The following is a 23,238-nucleotide window of genomic DNA, read 5'->3' on the forward strand; positions in this document are numbered from 1 at the left end:
CGTCCTTGCTTCAGCCATAAGCCCTGCGCGCAGTGATCCAGATGGATCAGGCCGGCGTGACCAACTCCGCCGCATCTTCACTTCGATGCAACGCCACCTGCCTGATCGACAAACGAATCTCCGCCGGCAACACCCGCTTGGCCGCGCCTTCGGCCAGTTCGCCGAGCAGTTCGTGATAGCTCAACTTGCCCGCTTCGTCGCGCTTGAGCACTTCGAGGTCGAGCAGGGTCTGGATAAAGTGACGGAACAGGCTCTTGTCGAAGAATTCCGGGGCATTCAGGCCATGCAGGATCGACAGGCGCTGGGCCATGACGGTGCACAGGTCTTCCAGTTCTTCGGCGCTGATGCTGTTCTGGCCACTGTTGAGCAGCAGGGACACGGTCATGTAGAAGCGCTGCAACGTCTGGGCGATGCTTTTCGACAGCAGGGTCAGCAACACGAAATGCCGTGAGCTTGGCGCCGGGCGCAGGTACACATCGTTCTCGAAACGCAGCAGGCCTTGCTCGACGAATGCCTCCAGCCATTGATCGATCACCGCATCCAGTTCGTCCAGCGACCAGCGAATGAACAGCTCCGCTTGCAGGTACGGATACAGCGCGCGGGTGTAGCGCTGTATCTGTTCGCGGCTCATGCGCGATGCGCTTTGGAAGAAGCTCGCCAGCAGTGCCGGCAGGGCGAAGATGTGCAATACGTTGTTGCGGTAGTAGGTCATCAGGACGGCGTTCTGCTCGTCCAGATAGAGAATCTTACCCAACGCATCGCTCTGCTCGGACAGCAGGTCCATGTCCTTCACGTGCTCGATCAACGCGCGGCCGTCACCCTCCGGAAGGGTGGTGTGCGGCGAGTACGGCACCTTGCGCAGCAGCGCCAGGTACAGGTCGAGCACCCGCGCCATGGCGCGATCATCGAGTGCCAATCGGCTGGTGGAGAGCAATGCCAACGCCACCAGGTTCACCGGGTTGATCGCCGCCGCTTCGTTCAGGTGCTGTGCAACCTTCTCGCCGAGGCGGTTGGTGGTTTCGTTGAGCCAGGCCGGTCTGAACTGCGGGCCGAGTTCCTGTTTGCGCCAGTCGGGCTGCTCGCTGTCGAGGAATTCCGCCAGCTTGATTGGCTCGCCGAAGTTCACCGCCACCTGGCCGAAGCGCTGCTTGAGTGCGCCAATGACTTTGAAAATATCGAAGATCGACTCTTTCTTCTTGGCTGCACCGCGCAACTCGCCCAGATACGTTCGACCTTCCAGTACGCGCTCGTAGCCGATGTACACCGGCACGAACACGATGGGCATACGCGATGAGCGCAGGAAGCTGCGCAGGGTGATCGCCAGCATCCCGGTCTTCGGTTGCAGCATGCGCCCGGTGCGCGAACGGCCACCCTCGACGAAGTACTCCACCGGGAAGCCCTTGGTGAACAGTGTGTGCAGGTATTCGTTGAACACCGAGGTGTACAGCGGGTTGCCCTTGAACGTGCGGCGCATGAAGAAGGCACCGCCGCGACGCAGCAGGCCGCCGATCACTGGCATGTTCAGGTTGATGCCTGCGGCGATGTGCGGCGGGGTCAGGCCGTTGCGGAACAGCAGGTAGGACAGCAGCAGATAGTCGATGTGGCTGCGGTGGCACGGCACGTAGATCACTTCGTGACCCTGGGCGACCTTCTGCACGCCTTCGATGTGGTTCACCTTGATGCCGTCGTAGATCTTGTTCCAGAACCAGCTCAGCACCACTTCCATAAAACGGATCGCCGTGTAGGTGTAGTCCGAGGCGATTTCGTTGCCATAGCGCAGGGCCTGGGCCTTGGCTTTTTCCGGGGAGATGTTCTCGCGCTCGGCTTCGTCGAGGATCGCTTGCTTGACCATCGGCTGGTTCAACAGGCCTTTGACCAGGTTGCGTCGGTGGGAAATGTCCGGGCCGATGACTGCGGCCTTCAGGTTGCGAAAGTGCACCCGCAGGATGCGTTGAGCCATGCGCACGGTGCGCTCGTGCCCCTTGTTATGGTCGATCAGTTCGCGCAGGTGGATCGGCGCGGAGAACTGCACGCGGGTCTTGCGCCCCAGCACGATGATGCTTAGCAGGCGACGCAGACGTCCGGTCACCGCCCAACTGTCGGCGAACAGGAGTTTCCACGGGCTGTTTTCGCTGTCCGGCGACTGGCCCCAGAACACGCTGACCGGGATGATCTGTGCATCTTCGGCGGCGTTCTGGCTCAGGGCGCTGACCAGTCGGGTCAAGGTCGGCGGCGCGCCGCGCTTGTCCTGGCGGCCGAGCCAGTCCGGGTCCGGTGTCAGGTAGAAGAACGCAGCTGGCTCCAGCAGGTTGCCCACCGAAACCGGCAGCACCGGGCGTGGCAGGCCGGCCTTGCTGCATTCGGTGTCGACCACGGCGAGATCGGTTAGCGAAGGGTTTTGCAGGACGTAGAACACCGGACGACTGCGGTCGAGGTCAAGGGTGAACGACGACTGGTTGATCGTCTCCGAGCGAACCCAGAGGTACAACAGTCGGCGCAGGGTGCCAAACACAAGACGGCGGAACGGGGAACGGGTCATACGGCTTCTGCGTGAGTGAGTAAAACCGAGCGTTTGCTCGGGAGGCCGATAGTGTGCCGGATTCGCTTAAAATCGGCAAAAAAGCGCCGAAGTAATCTCCTGTTGAGAGTTTTAACGTCTGTCATATACTCGGCCGTCTGCTGTCGGTGCCCTTATAGGGACGTCGCACGCAGATAGACGTTCCCGAGGCTTTCCTGCGAAAAGCCCGATCAATAATAAAAAGGGAGTATGAACAAATGGCAACACGCGAAACCGGCAACGTGAAGTGGTTCAACGACGCCAAAGGCTACGGCTTCATTCAGCGCGAGGACGGGGTGGACGTGTTCGTGCATTACCGTGCGATTCGCGGCGAAGGGCATCGCTCGCTGATCGAGGGCCAGCAGGTTGAATACGCGGTGGTGGAAGGGCAGAAGGGGTTGCAGGCTGAGGATGTGGTGGGTCTGTAAAGCGGATCTTCAGATCACCCAAAAAAACCTGTAGGAGCGAGCTTGCTCGCGAAGAACTCAATGACGCCGCGTTTTCCCTGAATAGGCGCGTTGTCGTTGACGACCATCGCGAGCAAGCTCGCTCCTACAGGAGGTGGTTCAGGTTTTAAGCGGTCTTCCAGGTGATTTCTTCTTCACCATCGGCGCTGATGCGAATCCAGCGGTCTGCCGTTTCCTCGCCTTCTTCCTCGACCCAGCTACCCGGTGCGCAGCGTACTTCCACGTTCAGCGCGGCAAATGCGGCGCGGGCGCAGGCGATGTCGTCGTCCCATGGGGTCTGGTCGCTTTCCAGGTACAGGCTGTTCCACTTGCCGACGGCTTTTGGCAGCCAGGTCACTGGCACATTGCCGGCCTTGCACTTGTAGGTCTGGCCCTTCTGGACCCAATCCGTGCACGGACCCAATGCCGCACCGAGCCAGGCGGAAACGGCCTTGTGGTCGACGTCGGCGTCTTTCAGGTAAATCTCGATATCCGGTTGGCGCATGGATGTCCTCACTGCGGGTCTGAAAAATCCATTCGCGGATTTAGCCGGTCTTGGGCACTCGCCCGAGACCAAAAGGTTATTGAAGAACGAAATAATCGTAGCGCATTGACACGGTGGTCTCGAACGGCTCGGCCTGTTCGATAACCGCCGCACGACGCTCGGCACTGGCACGCCAGCCGTGGGGCGTCATCGCCAGCAGGTTGGCGCGGTCCTGCGGCTTGTCCAGCGTCAGCTTGAACGTCAGCGTCTCGCTGTGCGCCAGTGCCATGCCTTCCGGCACCAGGTCCAGATGCTTGTCGTCAATGTACTCGCGCACTTCGTTGTACAGCCGCTCACGCAATTCCATCAGGTGGCCGCTGGTCGGCCCGACTTTCATCAGGCCGCCGCCAACACTGAGCAGGCGCTTGGCTTCTTCCCAGTCCAGCGGGCTGAATACGCTCGCCAGGAACTGGCAACTGCCGGAAGCCAACGGCACCCGCGCCATGCTGGCGATCAACCAGGTGAGCTTCGGGTTGCGCTTGCAGGCACGTTTGACCGCTTCCCGGGAGATGTCCAGGGCATAACCATCGGCATCCGGCAGGGCTTCGGCGATTTGCGCCGTGTAGTAACCCTCGCCACAACCGATATCGACCCAGCGAGCCGGTGCGTAACCCGCCGCCAGCTCCGCCAGTCGCTTGGCCACCGGGGCGTAGTGCCCGGCATTGAGGAAGTCGCGGCGAGCCTCGACCATGGCCTGGTTATCCCCAGGATCGCGACTGTTCTTGTGCTGCACCGGCAACAGGTTCAAATACCCCTGACGCGCACGGTCGAACCGATGCCCGGCGGGGCAGACCACACCGTTGTCCACCGCATTGAGCGGCTCACTGCAGATCGGACACGCCAGCATCAGGCGAGCAACTTGATCAGGGTCTGGTAGTAGATCTCGGTCAGCACATCGAGGTCGGCTGCCAGCACGCGCTCGTTGACCTGGTGGATGGTCGCGTTGACCGGGCCCAGCTCAACCACTTGGGTGCCCATGGTCGCGATGAAGCGGCCGTCGGAGGTGCCACCACTCGTGGAGGCTTTGGTTTCACGGCCGGTGATGTCCTTGATGCTCGACGACACAGCGTCCAGCAGCGCGCCAGGTTCGGTCAGAAACGGCAGGCCGGACAGCGCCCAGTCGACGTGCCAGTCCAGGCCATGCTTGTCGAGGATGTCGGCGACGCGCTTTTGCAGGCCTTCGACGGTGGACTCGGTGGAGAAGCGGAAGTTGAACACCGCCACCAGGTCACCCGGGATCACGTTGGTCGCACCGGTGCCGGAATTGACGTTGGAGATCTGGAAGCTGGTCGGCGGGAAGAAATCGTTGCCGTGGTCCCAATGCTCGGCAGCCAGTTCGGCCAAGGCCGGGGCGGCGAGGTGGATCGGGTTCTTCGCCAGGTGCGGGTAGGCCACGTGGCCTTGCACGCCGCGCACTGTCAGCTTGGCGCCGAGGGAGCCACGACGACCATTCTTGACCACGTCACCCACCAGGGTGGTGCTCGACGGTTCGCCGACGATGCACCAGTCCAGGCGTTCCTTGCGCGCGGCCAGGCGTTCGACCACGGCCTTGGTGCCGTGGTGCGCCGGGCCTTCTTCATCACTGGTGATCAGGAACGCGACTTTGCCTTTGTGGTTCGGGTAGTCGGCGACGAAGCGCTCGGAGGCGACGGTCATGGCGGCGAGGCTGCCTTTCATGTCGGCGGCGCCACGACCGCAGAGCATGCCGTGTTCGTCGATCAGCGCGTTGAACGGTTCGATCTGCCAGGCCGTCACCGGGCCGGTCGGAACCACGTCGGTGTGGCCGGCGAAGCACAGCACCGGACCATCGTCCTGGCCGTGGGTGGCCCAGAAGTTATCCACATCTTCGATGCGCATCGGTTCCAGGGTGAAACCGGCATCGCCCAGGCGCTGCATCATCTGCTTCTGGCAATCGGCGTCGATCGGCGTCACGGACGGGCGGCGGATCAGGTCGATGGCGAGTTGGAGGGTCGGCGAAAGGTCGGCGTGGGCCGTCATGGAAAACTCCGGAAGTTCTTGATGTGGGAGCGAGCCTGCTCGCGAAAGCGATGTCACTGTCACCCTAAAGGTTGAATGTGACGGCCTCATCGCGAGCAGGCTCGCTCCCACAGGTATTGGGTCAGGCCATTAGGGCCAAGGCCCCGCAAAATGGCGGTTATCTTAAAGCAAAACGGCGACCATTGGCCGCCGTTTAGTGCATCCGCAGAGATTTAGACCGCTGGTGCCGTTTCAGTCTCGACAGACGGTTTCGGCAGCGACGACAGGAACGCCATGATCAGCGCCGCGACGTACGGCAGCGACTGGACCAGCAGCATGGTGACCCAGAAGCGCATGTCGTTGCTCGGCAGGCCGTTCACCAGGTAGATCCCCAAGGCCGCGCCCCACAACAGCAGCATGATGAACATCTCTTCCCGGGCTTCCGAAATTGCCACCCAGAAGCCGTGGTTGTCGGCGTTTTTCGGTGTACGGAAGAACGGAATGCTGCTGGTGAAGAAGCCGTACAGCACCGCTTTGGCGATGGTGTGGGACAACGCCAGACCGGCCAGTGCCGCGCAGAAGGCATCCTTCAGATTGACCCCGACCGCACGGCGGTAGAGGAAGATGATCTTGGCGACCTTGAACACGAACAGCGCCAGTGGCGGGATTGCGAAGATCAGCAGCGGCGGATCGACCCGTTGCGGCACGATGATCATCGCAGCCGACCACAACAGTGCGCCGACGGTGAAGAAGATGTTCATGCCGTCCGCCACCCACGGCAACCAGCCCGCGAGGAAGTGGTAACGCTGGCCACGGGTCAGTTCGGTGTCCTTGCCGCGCAGCAGGCTGGCGGTGTGGCGCTTGATGATCTGAATCGCCCCGTAGGCCCAGCGGAAACGCTGTTTCTTGAAGTCGATAAAGGTATCGGGCATCAGGCCCTTGCCATAGCTGGTGTGGTAATACGCCGCCGACAGGCCTTTCTCGAATACCCGCAGGCCCAGTTCGGCGTCCTCACAGATGCACCAGTCGGCCCAGCCCAGCTCCTCGAGCACCGAGCGACGGGTCATGGTCATGGTGCCGTGCTGGATGATCGCGTCACGGTCGTTGCGGGTCACCATGCCGATGTGGAAGAAACCTTTGTATTCCGCGTAGCAGAGCTTCTTGAAGGTGCTTTCATTCTGGTCGCGGTAATCCTGCGGCGACTGCACCACGGCGATTTTCGGGTCGGCGAAGTGCGGCACCATGTGCTTGAGCCAGTTGCGGTCGACGCAGTAGTCCGAGTCGATCACGGCAATGACTTCGGCATCCTTGGCGGTGTGCGGAATCAGGTAGTTCAGCGCGCCGCCCTTGAAGCCGGCCAGCGGTGCCACGTGGAAGAACTTGAAGCGCGGGCCGAGGGTTTCACAGTAATCGCGCACCGGTTCCCAGACCGCCGGGTCCTTGGTGTTGTTGTCGATGATCAGGACTTCGAAGTCCGGATAGTCGAGGTTGGCCAGGGCGTTGAGGGTCTGTTTGACCATCTCGGGCGGCTCGTTGTAGCAAGGCACGTGAATCGACACTTTCGGGCGGTAGCTGGAGTCGCCTTCTACCGGGAGGAACTCGCGCCGGCGCTTGTGCACCCACACCGCTTCGGCCAGTTCATGGGCTTCGGTCAGTAGCACGATAAACACCCCGAGCGCACCGAGGGCGAGCAAGAAGCCCACCGTCAGGCTGAACCAGGTGCTGTATTGCTGGCTGTAGTCGTAACCGATCCACACCAGCACCGAGCCGCACAGGAACGCAACGAAGGTCAGGAAGGTACGGCCACGCTGGCGCAGGGCCGAGCCGTCGATCATCAGCAGGGTCAGCGACAACAGCGCCAATACCACCGAACCAATAGCCAATACGCGCCACTGCGGAATCGCCACCACCGGGCCTTCGAAGTTGAACTTCTGCTGGCGCGCGGCGTTGAACACGCCCCAGTAGGCGCCGACGGAACCTTCGTCACTGGCTTTCCACGGCTGGTCAAACGCTTCGATCACGAAGTAGTTGAAGCCCTGGCGGTTGAGCTTGTTGACCAGGGTTCGCAGGTAGATCGCCTGGTCCGCCGGGGAGGCATCGGCGCCACCGCGCATGCGGCCGTTGCTCGGCCAGCCCACCTCGGACAGCAGCAGCGGCTTTTTCGGGAACATCTTTTTCAGGTCGCGGGCGCGATCGAGGACGAACTGCTGAGCCTTGTCCACCGGAATGAATTCCCAGTAAGGCAGGACGTGGGCGGCGATCAGATCGACGTGCTTGGCCAGTTCCGGGTGTTCTTCCCATACGTGCCATTGTTCGGACGTGGTGACCGGTACTTTGACGGCGGCACGCACGCGGTCGAGCATCACGCTGAGTTCGGCGGCGGTAATCTCCTTGCGGAAGATCGCCTCGTTGCCGACTACCACACGAACCACGCTACGCGAGGAGTTGGCGATTTCAATGGCGCGGGTAATTTCCCGTTCGTTGCGTTCCTGGTCCGGGCTGATCCAGATCCCCAGGGTCACCCGCAAGCCGAACTCTTCCGCGAGTTTCGGGATGTCTTGCAGGGTGCCATCGACCGAGTAGATGCGGATGTTGTCCGTCAGCTTGCTCATGATCTCCAGGTCGCGACGCATTTGATCGTCGGTCGGGTACTGGTCTTTCTGCGGGAACTGGCCCTGCTGGAATGGCGAGTACGAGAAACCGGAGATCTGTTCAGGCCAGTTGGGGGCGGTGACCGGGCGGTTGATCAGCGCCCAGAAGCCGGTAAACAAGGCTGCGATGGCGAGCACCACGACCAGGTTGAGTCCAAATTTACGCGATGACATAGCTATTTCGGGTTCCAAAGACTGTGGAACGAAGGAACGGTTGGCGGTCGCCAAGGGGCGCGCATCCTACACCGGGCATTCTCTTGTCGTACAGCGGACAGGGAATTGCCAGACATTGGGCAGTTAACTTTCACATAAGTTCTTACACTTGCAGCTTGAAGCTTAAAACTTGTCGTTATGTAGCCCATAATGCGCGCCGGTTTTTGGGGTAATGGTCATGAGTACAGAAGATCCGCGGTTTGCTGGCATCGCCCGTTTGTATGGCATCGAAGGCCTTGAGCGTCTGCGCGCGGCTCATGTGGCGATCGTCGGCGTCGGTGGTGTCGGTTCCTGGGCGGCGGAAGCCATGGCCCGCTGTGGCGTGGGCGAAATTTCGTTGTTCGACCTGGACGACGTCTGCGTCAGCAACGCCAACCGCCAGTTGCACGCGCTGGACAGCACGGTGGGCAAGCCCAAGGTCGAGGTGATGGCCGAGCGTCTGCGCGGGATCAACCCAGACTGCACGGTGCACGCGGTGCCGGACTTCGTCACCCGCGACACCATGGCCGAGTACATCACGCCGAACATCGACTGTGTGATCGACTGCATCGATAGCGTCAACGCCAAAGCGGCGCTGATTGCCTGGTGCAAGCGTCGCAAGATCCAGATCATCACCACCGGCGGCGCGGGCGGTCAGATTGACCCGACGTTGATCCAGGTCTGTGACCTGAATCGCACGTTCAATGACCCGCTGGCGTCGAAAGTGCGTTCCACGCTGCGTCGCGACTATGGCTTCTCACGTACCGTGACCCGCCATTACAGCGTGCCGTGCGTGTTTTCCACCGAGCAACTGCGCTACCCGAAACCGGACGGCAGCATTTGTCTGCAGAAGAGTTTTGTCGGTGATGGGGTGAAGCTGGACTGCGCCGGCGGGTTTGGCGCGGTGATGATGGTGACGGCAACCTTCGGCATGGTCGCGGCGACCAAGGCTGTGGACAAGATTGTGGCGGGTGTTCGGCGGCCGGCGGAGCGGGTCAAGCCTGAGGCTTGAAACACAATCCTTGTAGGAGCTGGCTTGCCAGCGATGGCGGCGATCCTGATACACCCCGGTGCATGGATCGCCAGCAAGCCGGCTCCTACAAGGACATTTCACGCATCCACAAAGTCAGGCAGCCAGCTCCCGCATCCGCTGAAGCACCGCATTCAAGCCATTACTGCGGGACTCGGACAACTGCCGTCCCAGCCCCAGTTGATTGAACCAGTCCGGCAAATCCACCTGCTGCAACTCGGCCGCCGACAACCCGTTGACCCGTGCCAGCAGCAACGCCACCAAGCCGCGAATCAACCGCGCATCGCTGTTGGCGCTGAACTGCCAATGACCATCGCGCAGTTCGCCCACCAGCCACACCTGGCTTTCACAGCCGTGTACCCGGTTGGCGTCGCACATTTGCGTGTCGCTCAACGCGGGCAGGCGCTCGCCCCATTGCATCAGCAGGCGTGCGCGTTGTTCCCAGCCTGCCGCTTTCTGAAAGGTCTCGAGTGCTGTCACGGCATCGGCTGGCAGGTTCATCGCAAAAGCTCCAGCGCCTGATCCAGGGCTTCAAAGAATCGCTCCAGGTCTTCGGAATCGTTGTATAGCGCCAACGACACCCGAATCGCTCCGGCCAGTTCAAAGCGTTTAAGCAGCGGCATGGCGCAGTGATGGCCAGCACGCACCGCGATGCCTTGTTCGGTCAGCAAATGCGCCAGGTCAGCGTTATGCACACCTTCGACGGTGAAACTGGCCAGTGCCAGTTGCGGCTTACCCAGCAGGCAAATGCCATTGCGCGCTTCAAGACCCTTGAGCAGGCAGGCATGCAGTGCCGCTTCATGGGCGGACACGGCGTTCTGTTCAAGTCCTGCGAGGTAATCCAGAGTCGCTCCCAGGCCGATCACACTGGAAACCGGCGGCGTCCCAGCCTCGAAACCCAGCGGTGCCGGGCGAAAGCGTGCGTCGTGATAGTTGGCATCCAGCACCATCTCACCGCCGAACTGCCAGGGACGCAGCTGTTGCAGCGCGGTATTGCGCCCGAACAGCACGCCCAGGCCATCGGGACCATAGAGCTTGTGGCTGGAGAACACATAGAAATCGCAGCCCAATGCTTGCACGTCGTGGCGGCCATGGACCACGCCCTGGGCGCCGTCGACTACGGTCAGGGCGTTGTGCGCCTTGGCCAGTGCCAGCAGTTCGGGCAGCGGTTGCCACGCGCCAATTACGTTGGACAACTGGCTGACGGCCAACAGGCGTGTGCGCGAGCCGATCAAGCCGGTCGCGGCTTCAAGGTCGATCACGCCGTCGGCATCCAGCGGCAGGATCACCAGTTTCAGGTCGCGGCGGTGCGCCAGTTGCTGCCACGGCAGCAGGTTGGCGTGGTGTTCCAGGGCGCTGATGACAATCTCATCGCCTGGATTGAAAAGATGTTCCAGGCCGTAGGCCAGCAGATTCAGCGCGGACGTCGCGCCGTGGGTAAAGATGATCTGGCCGCAATCGCCGGCATTGAGCCATTGCGCGGCTTTGCGACGGCTGTCCTCGAACGCCTGGGTGGCGTGGGCGCCGGGCAAATGCTGTGCCCGATGCACGTTGGCCGCGCCGTTGGTGTAGTAATGCGCCAGGGCGTCCAGCAGGGCTTGAGGTTTTTGCGTGGTGGCAGCGTTGTCCAGATAGGTCTGGCCTTGCCGTTGCAGGGCGGCGATGGCCGGGAAATCGGCGCGCCAGGGGGAGAGAATCATCATGGTGTTCGCCTGTACGCCTGCCCCCTGTAGGAGCGAGCTTGCTCGCGATGGACGCGTGGACGACACGGGCTGTCTGATGCCGCGCGTTATCGTTGACGTCCATCGCGAGCAAGCTCGCTCCTACAGAGGTGCGGGTGGTCGTGTGGCTTAGTTGTGAGCGTGCAGCGCTTCGTTCAGTTCGATGGCCGATTTGTGGGATTTGCATTCCACGGCACCGGTTTCCGAATTGCGACGGAACAGCAGGTCCGGCTGGCCGGCCAGTTCACGGGCCTTGACCACTTTGACCAGCTGATTGTTTTCATCCAGCAGCGCGACTTTGGTGCCGGCGGTCACGTACAGGCCCGACTCGACGGTGTTGCGGTCGCCCAGCGGGATACCGATGCCGGCGTTGGCGCCGATCAGGCAGCCTTCGCCGACCTTGATCACGATGTTGCCGCCACCCGACAGGGTGCCCATGGTCGAGCAACCGCCGCCCAGGTCCGAACCCTTGCCGACGAATACGCCAGCGGAGACGCGACCTTCGATCATGCCCGGGCCTTCGGTGCCGGCGTTGAAGTTGATGAAACCTTCGTGCATCACGGTGGTGCCTTCGCCCACGTAGGCGCCCAGGCGCAGACGCGCAGCGTCAGCGATACGTACGCCGGCCGGTACCACGTAGTCGGTCATTTTCGGGAACTTGTCCACCGAGAACACTTCCAGCAGATCGCCGCGCAGCCGGGCTTCGAGTTGCAGTTCGGCCAGTTCGCTCAGGTCGACAGCGCCCTGGCTGGTCCAGGCCACGTTCGGCAGCAGCGGGAAGATCCCGGCCAGGTTCAGGCCGTGCGGCTTGACCAGGCGATGGCTCAGCAGGTGCAGCTTGAGGTAAGCCTCAGGGGTGGACGACAGCTGGGCGTCTTCGGCCAACAGGGTGGCAACCAGTGGCTTGTGGCTTTCGGCCAGGCGGGTCAGCAGGGCAGCCTGGGCAGCGTCGACGCCTTTGAGGGCTTCGGCCAGTTGCGAGGCCTGGGCAGTGCTGAACGCGATGGCCTGATTGCCTTCGGTGTAGCCCAGGATCGGGGCGATAGCGGCGACGACTTCAGCCGATGGCTTGAGTACCGGGGCGGCGTAGAACACTTCCAGCCATGCGCCTTGACGGTTTTGAGTGCCGACGCCGAAGGCCAGGCTGAACAGGGTAGTAGACATGTTGATACCTCTAACAAAATGGAACGGGCTGCTTACTTGAGCGCGGCCGCGTAGATATCTGGCTTGAAGCCAATCAGGGTTCGGTCACCGAGATCGAGCACCGGGCGCTTGATCATCGAGGGGTGTGCGAGCATCAGTTCGATGGCTTTCGACTGGTCGAGATCGGCTTTGCGTTCGTCGTCGAGCTTGCGAAAGGTCGTGCCTGCACGGTTCAACACCACTTCCCAGCCGTGCTCGTTGCACCATTGGGTCAGGTGTTCACGGTCGATACCGACCGCTTTGTAATCATGAAAGTCATAGCTGACAGCGTGTTCATCGAGCCAGGTGCGCGCCTTTTTCATGGTGTCGCAGGCTTTGATGCCGAAAAGGTGCAACGTTTTGCTTGAAACGGTCAAGGAATTGCCCCCTTTGCAGGTGCCGTAAATAAAAGGTGACGGATTATGCCATGGGCATGGAGTTAAAACGCAAACCTGTGGGAGCGAGCTTGCTCGCGATGAGGGCATGGCAGTCGAAATCAATGTTGACTGGCCTGACGCCATCGCGAACAAGCTCGCTCCCACAAGGATTATCGCGGCCTGGGTGCGACATAGGTGCAAGGGCCAGCGGTAGTCTAAGCGGCTAATATGGCACTTCAATGGTGTCGACTGTCCGGGAACCACGTTTTATGCAAACCGCTTACACCGTCCTGATCCTGTTGATGCTGGTCGGCGTTTCGCGCCTGATCGGACGGGTGATTCCGTTGCCGTTGCCGCTGGTGCAAATCGCCGCTGGGGCATTGTTGGCGTGGCCGACGCTGGGTTTGCATGTGGCCCTGGATCCCGAGTTGTTCCTGTTTCTGTTCCTGCCGCCGCTGTTGTTCTCCGACGGCTGGCGCATGCCCAAGCGCGAATTCTGGCACCTGCGTGGCCCGATCCTGACCCTGGCGGTGGGGCTGGTGTTGTTTACCGTGGTCGGCGCCGGGTATTTCATTCATTGGCTGCTGCCCGGTGTGCCGTTGCCGGTGGCGTTTGCCTTGGCGGCCGTGCTGTCGCCGACGGATGCGGTGGCGGTGTCGGCCATCTCCCGCAATAGGCTGCCCACGCCTTTAATGCACATCTTGCAGGGCGAGGCGCTGATGAACGATGCCTCGGGTCTGGTGACGTTCAAGTTTGCACTGGTGGCGGCGGTGACCGGCGTGTTTTCGCTGGCCAATGCCAGCGTGACGTTTGTGCTGGTCGCCGTGGGCGGCCTGGCAGTGGGGGTGGCGTTGAGCTGGCTGGTCGGCCGTCTGCGGGCGTGGATGATTGCCCGCGGCTGGGATGATCCGGCGACGCACGTGGTGTTCATGTTGCTGCTGCCGTTTGCGGCCTATGTGCTGGCCGAGCGCATGGAAGTGTCGGGCATCCTTTCGGCGGTGGCGGCGGGGATGATGCAGAGCTGGCTGGATCTGCTGCCGCGCCAGACCAACACGCGCCTGCTCAATCGCAGCGTCTGGTCATTGCTGGAGTTCGCCTTCAACGGCTTGATCTTCCTGCTCTTGGGCCTGCAGTTGCCGGACATCATCAAGGCCGTGGCCAGTCACGAAACCTCGCTATGGCCGACGTTGCTGTATCGCGGGCTGGACGTGGTGGCGATTTTCCTGGTGCTGCTGGCCTTGCGCTTCGTCTGGGTGCAGAGCATCTGGCGATTGTCGGTGCTGCTGCGGCGCCTGCGCGGCAAGGGGGAAGTGACCCGGGTGCCAACAGCTCGATCTTGCTGGTTGCTGACCGTGGGCGGTGTGCGCGGGGCCGTGACGCTGGCGGGTGTGATGTCGGTGCCGTTGCTGATGGGCGGGGAAGTGTTTCCTGAGCGCGACCTGCTTATCTTCATTGCTGCCGGGGTAATCCTGTTGTCACTGATCGTTGCATGCATCGCGTTGCCGATTTTGCTGCGGGGCGTCGAAGCAAGCCCCGACGACAAACGGCGCAATGAGGTGCTCGATGCCTGGCGAAAAACCGCCGAAGCGGCCATTCATGCCCTTGAGGCCGAAGAGGTCAACCCGCAGGACGCCGCTCAGTCCGCGCTGGCCGCAGAGCTCAAGGCACGGATAATGTCCGAATATCGGCATCAGCTGGAGGTGTTCAACGACTCCGCCGAAGCCCAGGCCCTGGCGTTTCAGATGGACCTGCTGGAGCGGCGTTTGCGCTTGAAGGCGCTGCGGGCGCAACGCCTGGAGTTGTACAGCCTCAGCCGTCATCACCAGATTGGCGATGACGTGTTGCGTGAGGTGTTGGGGGAACTGGACCTGAGTGAGGCGAAACTCGGTCAGGTGAAATAACTGCTGCTCTTGTAGGAGCCCGGCTTGCCGGCGGTGGCATCCTGCAAATTGCCATCACCGGCAAGCCGGGCTCCTACAGGTCTGCGGTTATTTGCGGCGTTGAATGAAGTCGCGAATGCGCTCTGCAGCTTCGACACACTCGGCAAGCGGCGCAACCAGCGCCATGCGCACGCGCCCGGCACCCGGGTTGACGCCATCCGCATCCCGTGACAGGTAAGAACCCGGCACCACGGTCACGTGCTCCTGTTCGAACAGGTCGCGGCAGAATGCAGCGTCGTCACCGGCCACATTCGGCCACAGATAGAAGCTGCCATCCGGCCGCTGTACGTCCATGACTGGGCTGAGGATTTCCAGAACCGCATCGAATTTCTCGCGATACAGTGCGCGGTTGGCGCGCACATGTACTTCGTCATTCCAGGCGGCAACGCTGGCCAGTTGCGTTTGAACCGGCATCGCGCAGCCGTGGTAGGTGCGGTAGAGCAGGAAGCCCTTGAGGATGTCGGCGTCACCGGCGACAAAGCCCGAACGCAGGCCTGGCAGGTTCGAACGCTTGGAGAGACTGTGGAACACCACGCAGCGTTTGAAGTCCTTGCGGCCCAGTTCCGCGCAAGCGCTGAGCAGGCCTGGTGGCGGGGTTTGCTCGTCGAAGTACAGCTCGCTGTAGCACTCATCTGCCGCGATCACGAAGTCGTGTTCGTCGGCCAGGGCGATCAGTTTTTTCAGGGTCTCCACCGGAATCAATGCACCGGTCGGGTTGCCTGGCGAGCACAGGAACAGGATTTGGCAGCGTTTCCAGATCTCAGGCGAGACGGCGTCGAAATCCGGGTTGAAACCGTTTTCGTCCAGGCACGGCAGGTAATGCGGTTTGGCCCCGGCGAGGAACGCTGCGCCTTCGTAGATCTGATAGAACGGGTTCGGGCTGACCACCAGGGCGTCGTCGCCACGGTTGACCACGGTCTGGGTGAAGGCGAACAGCGCTTCGCGGGTGCCATTGACCGGCAGCACGTTGCGCGCCGGATCGATCCAGCCGTTCGGCACGCCGAAACGACGCTCGCACCAGGCGGCGATGGCCTCACGCAGCTCCGGGATACCGAGGGTGGTCGGGTACACAGCCATTTTTTCCAGGTTGTTGGCCAGGGCCTCGGCAACAAAGCTTGGTGAACGGTGTTTCGGCTCGCCGATGGACAGCGCGATCGGACGCTTGTCCGGGTTGGGTGTGACGCTGCCGAGCAGGGCGCGGAGTTTCTCGAACGGGTAGGGCTGGAGCTGGGACAGAGCGTTGTTCATCGGTAGATCTCATTCGATGTGGGGGCTGACTAACCCTGTAGGAGCTGGCTTGCCAGCGATGGTCGTTAACGATGACGCGCTCTTTAAGGGTAAACGCGGCGCTTTTTAGTCCATCGCTGGCAAGCCAGCTCCCACATGGGCGGGCTCCACAGAGGGAAATTTTGTTAAGTCAGATGCTGATGCGCGACAGTTTGATATCAGGTTCCTGGTTGACGCTCAGTTGTTCGACGATCGCATCCTGCAGGCGGCTGCACAGCAGCGGATCGGACAGTGGCTGATTGTTGGCGTCGGTGATGAAGAACACGTCTTCCACGCGTTCGCCGAGGGTGGCGATCTTGGCGTTTTGCAGCGATAGATCGAACTCTAGGAAAATCGTGCCAATCCGTGCCAGCAGGCCCGGGCGGTCAGGTGCCGTGAGCTCCAGTACCGTCACTGGGCGCTGGGCGTCGTTGTGGATCGTCACCTGCGGCGCAAAGGCGAAATGCTTGAGCTGGCGCGGCACCCGGCGCTGGATGATGGTCGGGTAGTCGTCCGGGTTGCGCAGGGCTTCGGTCAGGCCGTCGCGGATCTGTTTGACCCGCGCCGGGTTATCGCCGATCGAGTCGCCGTCGGTGTCGAGCACGATGTAGGTGTCGAGGGTGAACTGGCTGCTGGAGGTGATAACCCGGGCGTCATGGATGTTCAGGTTGAGCTGGTCCATCGCGGCCACGGTCACGGCAAAGAAGTCGTGCTGGTCGGGGGCGTAGATGAAGATCTGCGTGCCGCCTTCAAACTCGCGTTGGGTGGTTTCCTTGATCAGTACCAGCGGTCCGCCGTCGGCCGGTTGCTGGAGAATCGCATCGCTGTGCCAGGCCACGTCGCCTGCAGTGTGGCGCAGGAAATAGTCATCACCCAGCTGCGCCCACAGTTGCTCGACATCGTCCGGGTCGGTGCCGCCGCGCACCAGGATATCCAGGGCGGCGCTTTGGGTCTGGCGGATCTGCTCTTCGCGGTCCACCGGGTTTTCCAGGCCGCGACGCAAGGCGCGCTTGGTCTCGGTGTAGAGCTGGCGCAGCAGGCTGGCGCGCCAGGAGTTCCACAGCGTCGGGTTGGTGGCATTGATGTCGGCGACGGTCAGTACATACAGATAGTCGAGGCGGGTTTCGTCGCCGACGATCTGCGCGAAATCGTGGATTACCTGCGGGTCGGACAAGTCCTTGCGCTGGGCGGTGGTCGACATCACCAGATGGTTTTGCACCAGCCATACGATCAGACGGCTGTCCCACACGGGCAACTGATGGCGCTGGCAAAACGCCTCGGCATCCACGGCACCGATGTCCGAGTGGTCGCCATGCCGGCCTTTGCCTATGTCGTGGTACAGGCCGGCCATGTAAATCAGCTCGGGTTTGGGCAGCTTGCCCATGAGCTTGCTGGCCAGCGGGAATTTTTCCGACACCTGGGTGTACTGCAACTTACGCAGGTGTTTGATCAGGTTCAGGGTGTGCGCGTCGACGGTATAGATGTGGAACAGGTCATGCTGCATCTGCCCGACGATAAAGCCGAACTCGGGCAGATAACGCCCCAGGATGCCGTAACGGTTCATCCGCCGCAGGTTGCGGTGGATACCGATTTTGCATTTGAACAGTTCGATAAACAGGCTGGTGTTGCGAATATCGTTGCGGAAATCGTCATCGATCAGGTGACGGTTTTCCCGCAGCAGACGAATGGTATCGGCGCGCACGCCCTTGATTTCCGGCTGCTGGGCCATCAGCACGAAGATTTCCAGCATGGCGAACGGCGTGCGGCGGAACACGTTGTCGTTGCGTGCTTCGATGTAGCCGTCATGCAATTGGAAGCGCGAGTTGATCGGCTGCGCGGGCGCTTCGTCCTCCGGTGCGAGAATGACCTCCTCGAAGTGCTGGATAATCAGGTCGCTGAGCTGGGCGATGCTCATCACCACCCGATAATACTGTTGCATGAAGTTTTCGATGGCTTGCTTGGCATCGTCGCCTTTGAAGCCCAGCAGCCCGGCAATGGTGCGCTGGTGATCGAACAGCAAACGGTCTTCGGCACGACCGGCGAGCATGTGCAGGGCATAGCGAACCTTCCACAGGAACTCCTGGGAAGAGGCGAGCAGGGCGTTTTCGCTCTCGACCAGGAATCCTTCACCAGCCAGCGCCCGCAGGTTCAGGGTGCCGTACTCGCGACGGGCCACCCACAGGATCGTCTGGATATCCCGCAGGCCGCCGGGCGAGCCTTTGACGTTGGGTTCCAGGTTGTATTCGGTGTCGTTGTACTTATGGTGGCGGGCCTTTTGTTCGGCACGCTTGGCCAGGAAGAAATCCTTGCTCGGCCACATATGCGCAGTGCTGGTGACATCCAGCATGCGCTGGCGCAAATGTTCGGGGCCGGCGATGGTGCGGCTTTCCATCAGGTTGGTGACTACCGTCAGGTCGGCGCGGGCCTCGACGGCACACTCGTCGACCGACCGAACGCTCTGACCGACCTCCAGGCCGATGTCCCACAATAGCGTCAGAAAACGCTCGATGGAGTCGCGGAAAACTTCGTGGTCGGCGCTGTCCAGCAGGATCAGCAGATCGATGTCGGAGTAGGGGTGCAGCTCGCCGCGACCATAGCCGCCGACTGCAACCAGGGCGATGTCGGCGTCTTCACTCCAGTCGAACTGGTTCCAGGCCTTTTGCAGGATGTTGTCGACGAACCAGGCGCGATCCTCGATCAGCCGACGAATGTCGCGGCCGCTGCGAAAGCGTGTGTCGAGCACCTCGCGGGCCTGGCGGATCGCCTTCTTGAAGGCCGCGATCGGGCTTGCCTTCAGGGCCAGTTCAGCCTGGAACTGGCCGCGGTCGAAGAGTTCGGGATCCACCTGCGGCATCGATTGGCTTTCCTTTCTATAGGCGATGTACGGTAACGGGATCAGGCCGAAACGCGAGGGATGGTGTCATCGCCGCGCAGGGTGAAGATCTCGTAGCCGGTTTCGGTCACCAGCAGGGTGTGTTCCCACTGTGCCGAGAGCTTGCGGTCCTTGGTGATCGCGGTCCAGCCGTCGCCCAGTACCTTGGTGTCGGCACGGCCCTGGTTGATCATCGGCTCGATGGTGAACGTCATGCCGGCCTTGAGTTCCATGCCGGTGCCCGCGCGGCCGTAGTGCAGGATTTGCGGCTCTTCGTGGAACACCTTGCCGATACCGTGGCCGCAGAATTCACGAACCACCGAGAAGCCGTTCTTTTCAGCGTGCTTCTGGATGATTTCACCAATGTCGCCTAAGCGGCAGCCGGGCTTGACGATTTCGATCGCCTTGTACATGCATTCCTGGGTCACCTGGGACAGGCGCTCGGCCCAGACCGGCACGGTGCCGACGTGGAACATGCGGCTGGTGTCGCCGTGGTAACCGTCCTTGATGACGGTGACGTCGATGTTCAGGGTGTCGCCATCTTTGAGCGGCTTGTCGTTCGGGATGCCGTGGCAGACCACATGGTTGATCGACGTGCAGATCGACTTTGGATAGCCCTTGTAGTTGAGCGGGGCAGGGATGGCTTTCTGCTCATTGACGATGTAGTCGTGGCAGATCTGGTTCAGCTGATCGGTGGTAACGCCCGGCTTGACATGTTCGGCAATCATTTCCAGCACATCGGCGGCCAGTTTGCCGGCGATACGCATTTTGGCGATATCCTCGGGAGTTTTGAGGGTGACGGTCATACAGGCTCTCTCTGCGCTCGACGGCGCTTTCTAAACGGAAAGGGCATTGCGCGATCGATCTTCGCGGCCCTGAAAAAAGCGATTCTACCAGACGATCAACGCAAATCTGCGCCTGTGTGCATCGCTTCTCTATATAGAATGGTGCATTCTTGGCCGATTCCAAGGGATGGAGCAACGCGCTCGCCAGGATTTCAGAATGCGGGTTCCGTTTTGCCCTGCCTTGTGGTATAAAATGCGCCGCTTTCCGGGGATGTCCCGAAAAGCCTAAATCCACACACGTGTCGACACGATGACCTGGGTGCCGGAGGCCTTGATGCCGCTGGTTGGTCATTGGGATACGTGGAGGCCAAACCCGACTTATTAAGGAACTATCATGTCCCAAGTCAACATGCGCGATATGCTGAAGGCCGGTGTGCACTTCGGTCACCAGACCCGTTACTGGAACCCGAAAATGGGCAAGTACATTTTCGGTGCGCGTAACAAGATCCACATCATCAACCTTGAAAAAACCCTGCCAATGTTCAACGAAGCTCTGACTTTCGTAGAGCGTCTGGCCCAGGGCAAAAACAAGATTCTGTTCGTCGGCACCAAGCGTTCCGCTGGCAAGATCGTTGCTGAAGAAGCAGCACGTTGCGGTTCGCCGTACGTCGATCACCGCTGGTTGGGCGGCATGCTGACCAACTTCAAAACCATCCGTGCTTCCATCAAGCGTCTGCGTGACCTTGAAGTTCAAGCCGAAGACGGTACTTTCGCCAAGCTGACCAAGAAAGAAGCGCTGATGCGCTCCCGTGACCTGGAAAAGCTGGACCGTTCCCTGGGTGGTATCAAGGACATGGGCGGTCTGCCAGACGCTCTGTTCGTTATCGACGTTGATCACGAGCGCATCGCGATCACCGAAGCCAACAAGCTGGGCATCCCGGTTATCGGCGTAGTCGATACCAACAGCAGCCCGGAAGGCGTTGACTACATCATCCCAGGCAACGATGACGCAATCCGCGCTATCCAGCTGTACATGGGTTCGATGGCTGACGCAGTTATCCGCGGTCGCAACAACGTTGCTGGCGGTACTGTTGAATTCGCAGCTGAAGAAACTCAGGCTGCAGCTGAGTAATTGACGCCCTGGCGTTGACTCAGTAAGCAAAAAGGGGGCTTTGCCCCCTTTTTGCCACCTCGAAAACCATTTGTCGGCGCCCACCGCTCTATCTGTAACGTGCGGCAGCTAACAAGGGTGGTTCGGGAAGAATTGATCGCCCGTTCGATCGGGTGGAATGGTTGAAAACCTATCCAAGAGGATTTTGAAATGGCAGAGATTACTGCAGCGTTGGTCAAAGAACTGCGCGAGCGTACTGGCGAAGGCATGATGGACTGCAAAAAGGCCTTGACCAAGGCTGGCGGCGACATCGAGAAAGCCATTGATGACATGCGTGCTTCGGGCGCTATCAAGGCTGCCAAGAAGGCCGGCAACGTTGCCGCTGAAGGCGCGATCGCCATCAAGGCTGACGACAAGGCAGCGGTGCTGCTGGAAGTCAACTCGCAGACCGACTTCCTGGCCCTGCAAGACGACTTCAAGAACTTCGTTGCTGCCAGCGTAGAAAAAGCCTTCGACGAAAAACTGACCGACGCAGCTCCGCTGATCGCCGCTCAGGAAACCGCTCGTGAAGCCCTGGTGGCCAAAGTTGGCGAAAACGTCAACATTCGTCGCCTTGTACGCGTAGAGGGTGACGTTGTCGGCACCTACCTGCACGGTAACAAGATCGGTGTTGCTGTTGTTCTCAAGGGCGGCGATGTTCAGCTGGCCAAAGAGATCGCCATGCACGTGGCGGCAAGCAACCCTGAGTTCCTGCTGCCATCGCAGGTTTCGCCAGAAGCCATCGAGCGCGAGAAGGGCGTCTTCCTGACCCTGAACGAAGACAAGATGAAAGGCAAGCCAGCTGAAATCGTCGAGAAGATGATCGCTGGTCGTATCACCAAGTTCCTGGCTGAAGCCAGCCTGGTCGAGCAAGCTTTCGTCATGAACCCGGAAATCACCGTGGGTGCCCTGGCCAAGAAAGCTGGCGCTGAAATCGTTTCCTTCACTTACTTCAAAGTAGGCGAAGGCATCGAGAAGCCAGTGGACAACTTCGCTGAAGAAGTTGCTGCCCAGCTGGCTGCCGCCAAGCAATAAGACGGTTTTTTAAACTGTCGCCCAGAAGAGGCTGCCCGCTCACGCGCGCAGCCTCTTTTCAGATGGGGCATCAATTTTTAATTGGTTTCCCTTTGGAACTGGCTTACAAAGCCATGTTCCGATGGCGCTGAAGCAGCGCCACGCTAGAGTGAACGCCAGCTGTAAACAGCTCGCAAAGAATTTTTAAAATACGCCGCAGGAGAGATTCGCAATGGCTCAGCAGGGCAGTGGTTATCAGGCTCGCTATAAACGCATTCTACTCAAGCTTAGCGGCGAGGCCCTGATGGGCTCGGAAGAGTTCGGGATCGACCCGAAAGTTCTGGATCGCATGGCATTGGAAGTTGGCCAGTTGGTCGGCATCGGTGTTCAGGTCGGTCTGGTTATCGGTGGTGGCAACCTGTTCCGCGGTGAAGCGCTGAGCAAGGCTGGCATGGACCGGGTCACCGGCGACCACATGGGCATGCTGGCCACTGTGATGAACGCCCTGGCCATGCGCGACGCCCTTGAGCGCGCCAACATCTCGGCCATCGTGATGTCCGCTATCTCCATGGTTGGTGTGACCGATCACTACGATCGCCGCAAGGCCATGCGCCACTTGAACTCCAAGGACGTGGTGATTTTCGCGGCCGGTACCGGCAACCCGTTCTTTACCACGGATTCGGCAGCCTGCCTGCGTGCAATCGAAATCGATGCCGATGTCGTGCTCAAGGCGACCAAGGTCGATGGCGTCTACACCGCAGACCCATTCAAAGACCCGCATGCCGAGAAGTTCGATCATCTGACCTACGATGAAGTGCTGGATCGCAAGCTGGGTGTGATGGATCTGACGGCTATTTGCCTGTGCCGCGACCACAAGATGCCGCTACGCGTATTTAACATGAACAAGCCCGGCGCCCTGCTGAACATCGTGCATGGCGGCGCTGAAGGAACCCTGATCGAGGAAGGCCAACAATGATCAACGAAATCAAGAAAGACGCTCAAGAGCGCATGCAGAAATCCGTGGAATCGCTGGCGCACAACTTCGGCCGCATTCGTACCGGCCAGGCGCATCCAAGCATCCTGGAGGGCGTGATGGTGCCGTACTACGGTTCCGATACCCCGATCAAGCAGGTGGCCAACATCACCGTCAAAGACGCCCGTACCCTGCAAGTCGTTGCTTTCGAGCGCAACATGCTGGGTGCTGTCGACAAGGCGATCGGTAGCGCAGGTCTGAACCTGAACCCGACCAACCTCGGCGAGCTGCTGCTGATCTCCATGCCTGCCCTGACCGAAGAAACCCGTAAGGGCTTCACCAAGCAGGCTCGTGACGTTGCAGAAGATGCCCGTGTTGCCGTGCGCAACATCCGTCGTGATGCCAATAGCCAGCTCAAGGATCTCGTCAAGGAAAAAGAGATCAGTGAGGATGAAGAGCGTCGTGCAACTGGCGAGATCGACGACCTGACCAAGAAATTCGTGGCTAAAATCGACGCGGACCTGGCGCAGAAAGAAAAAGACCTGATGGCCGTATAAAGGG

The 23,238-nt window shown here is 60.5% G+C and carries 19 protein-coding genes; 7 read left to right on the plus strand and 12 right to left on the minus strand.

Features of this window, described 5'->3' with window-relative positions; translation table 11 throughout:
- Positions 1-46: 46 nt before the first annotated feature.
- The gene (gene plsB / locus B0D71_RS08645; protein WP_103394409.1) at positions 47-2,539 is read right to left on the minus strand and encodes a glycerol-3-phosphate 1-O-acyltransferase PlsB; all 2,493 of its coding nucleotides are present in this window, start codon (positions 2,537-2,539) and stop codon (positions 47-49) included.
- 236 nt (positions 2,540-2,775) lie between these two features.
- On the opposite strand from plsB, the gene B0D71_RS08650 reads away from it, so the two are divergent.
- Entirely contained in the window at positions 2,776-2,985 is a 210-nt protein-coding gene (locus B0D71_RS08650) for a cold shock domain-containing protein (RefSeq protein ID WP_103394410.1), read from the plus strand.
- Between the two features lie 145 nt (positions 2,986-3,130).
- Here B0D71_RS08650 and B0D71_RS08655 read toward each other — a convergent pair whose 3' ends face one another.
- The 4 genes from B0D71_RS08655 to B0D71_RS08670 all read right to left on the minus strand — a co-directional run bounded on the left by B0D71_RS08655 (position 3,131) and on the right by B0D71_RS08670 (position 8,349).
- Positions 3,131-3,508, minus strand: a complete 378-nt coding sequence (locus B0D71_RS08655) for a hypothetical protein (protein WP_103394411.1) — start codon at positions 3,506-3,508, stop codon at positions 3,131-3,133.
- A 76-nt stretch (positions 3,509-3,584) separates the two neighbouring features.
- A complete protein-coding gene (locus B0D71_RS08660; protein ID WP_103394412.1) occupies positions 3,585-4,394 on the minus strand; it encodes a putative RNA methyltransferase in 810 nt (269 codons plus the stop codon).
- Entirely contained in the window at positions 4,394-5,545 is a 1,152-nt protein-coding gene (dapE, locus tag B0D71_RS08665) for a succinyl-diaminopimelate desuccinylase (RefSeq protein ID WP_103394413.1), read from the minus strand. Before dapE ends, B0D71_RS08660 begins: the two co-directional genes overlap by 1 nt.
- Positions 5,546-5,757: 212 nt before the next feature.
- On the minus strand, positions 5,758-8,349 hold the full coding sequence (locus B0D71_RS08670) for a glycosyltransferase (protein WP_103394414.1): 2,592 nt from the start codon (positions 8,347-8,349) through the stop codon (positions 5,758-5,760).
- A 211-nt stretch (positions 8,350-8,560) separates the two neighbouring features.
- Here B0D71_RS08670 and tcdA point away from each other — a divergent pair, with 211 nt between their 5' ends.
- A complete protein-coding gene (tcdA, locus tag B0D71_RS08675; RefSeq protein WP_103394415.1) occupies positions 8,561-9,379 on the plus strand; it encodes a tRNA cyclic N6-threonylcarbamoyladenosine(37) synthase TcdA in 819 nt (272 codons plus the stop codon).
- A gap of 114 nt (positions 9,380-9,493) precedes the next feature.
- Here tcdA and B0D71_RS08680 read toward each other — a convergent pair whose 3' ends face one another.
- From B0D71_RS08680 to B0D71_RS08695, 4 genes are all read right to left on the minus strand, one after another.
- A complete protein-coding gene (locus B0D71_RS08680) occupies positions 9,494-9,898 on the minus strand; it encodes a SufE family protein (RefSeq protein WP_103394416.1) in 405 nt (134 codons plus the stop codon).
- Positions 9,895-11,100, minus strand: a complete 1,206-nt coding sequence (locus B0D71_RS08685) for an aminotransferase class V-fold PLP-dependent enzyme (RefSeq protein ID WP_103394417.1) — start codon at positions 11,098-11,100, stop codon at positions 9,895-9,897. The genes B0D71_RS08680 and B0D71_RS08685 overlap by 4 nt, the downstream gene beginning before the upstream one ends.
- A 147-nt stretch (positions 11,101-11,247) precedes the next feature.
- On the minus strand, positions 11,248-12,282 hold the full coding sequence (dapD, locus tag B0D71_RS08690; protein WP_103394418.1) for a 2,3,4,5-tetrahydropyridine-2,6-dicarboxylate N-succinyltransferase: 1,035 nt from the start codon (positions 12,280-12,282) through the stop codon (positions 11,248-11,250).
- A 32-nt stretch (positions 12,283-12,314) separates the two neighbouring features.
- Positions 12,315-12,677, minus strand: coding sequence for an ArsC family reductase (locus B0D71_RS08695; RefSeq protein ID WP_276310334.1), 363 nt, complete (start codon positions 12,675-12,677; stop codon positions 12,315-12,317).
- A 269-nt stretch (positions 12,678-12,946) separates the two neighbouring features.
- Between B0D71_RS08695 and B0D71_RS08700 the strand changes: the two genes are divergently transcribed.
- Positions 12,947-14,578, plus strand: a complete 1,632-nt coding sequence (locus B0D71_RS08700; protein ID WP_103394419.1) for a Na+/H+ antiporter — start codon at positions 12,947-12,949, stop codon at positions 14,576-14,578.
- Between the two features lie 87 nt (positions 14,579-14,665).
- Here B0D71_RS08700 and dapC read toward each other — a convergent pair whose 3' ends face one another.
- From dapC to map, 3 genes are all read right to left on the minus strand, one after another.
- On the minus strand, positions 14,666-15,865 hold the full coding sequence (gene dapC / locus B0D71_RS08705) for a succinyldiaminopimelate transaminase (protein ID WP_103394420.1): 1,200 nt from the start codon (positions 15,863-15,865) through the stop codon (positions 14,666-14,668).
- Positions 15,866-16,034: 169 nt separating this feature from the next.
- Positions 16,035-18,737: a [protein-PII] uridylyltransferase gene (locus tag B0D71_RS08710; RefSeq protein WP_103394421.1), complete on the minus strand. Its 2,703-nt coding sequence runs from the start codon at positions 18,735-18,737 to the stop codon at positions 16,035-16,037.
- A gap of 41 nt (positions 18,738-18,778) precedes the next feature.
- Positions 18,779-19,561, minus strand: a complete 783-nt coding sequence (gene map, locus B0D71_RS08715; RefSeq protein WP_103394422.1) for a type I methionyl aminopeptidase — start codon at positions 19,559-19,561, stop codon at positions 18,779-18,781.
- 373 nt (positions 19,562-19,934) lie between these two features.
- Here map and rpsB point away from each other — a divergent pair, with 373 nt between their 5' ends.
- The 4 genes from rpsB (at position 19,935) to frr (ending at position 23,234) form a co-directional block, all read left to right on the plus strand.
- Positions 19,935-20,672 carry a 30S ribosomal protein S2 gene (gene rpsB / locus B0D71_RS08720; RefSeq protein WP_003222119.1) on the plus strand — a complete coding sequence of 246 codons (738 nt, stop codon included), beginning with the start codon at positions 19,935-19,937 and terminating at the stop codon, positions 20,670-20,672.
- A gap of 189 nt (positions 20,673-20,861) precedes the next feature.
- The gene (tsf, locus tag B0D71_RS08725; protein WP_103394423.1) at positions 20,862-21,725 is read left to right on the plus strand and encodes a translation elongation factor Ts; all 864 of its coding nucleotides are present in this window, start codon (positions 20,862-20,864) and stop codon (positions 21,723-21,725) included.
- Between the two features lie 211 nt (positions 21,726-21,936).
- A complete protein-coding gene (gene pyrH, locus B0D71_RS08730) occupies positions 21,937-22,680 on the plus strand; it encodes a UMP kinase (RefSeq protein ID WP_003222124.1) in 744 nt (247 codons plus the stop codon).
- The gene (gene frr, locus B0D71_RS08735; RefSeq protein WP_008000041.1) at positions 22,677-23,234 is read left to right on the plus strand and encodes a ribosome recycling factor; all 558 of its coding nucleotides are present in this window, start codon (positions 22,677-22,679) and stop codon (positions 23,232-23,234) included. The genes pyrH and frr overlap by 4 nt, the downstream gene beginning before the upstream one ends.
- Positions 23,235-23,238: the final 4 nt, after the last annotated feature.

Origin of the sequence: Pseudomonas laurylsulfativorans, from assembly GCF_002906155.1 — a bacterium.
Taxonomy (GTDB): Bacteria; Pseudomonadota; Gammaproteobacteria; order Pseudomonadales; family Pseudomonadaceae; genus Aquipseudomonas; species Aquipseudomonas laurylsulfativorans.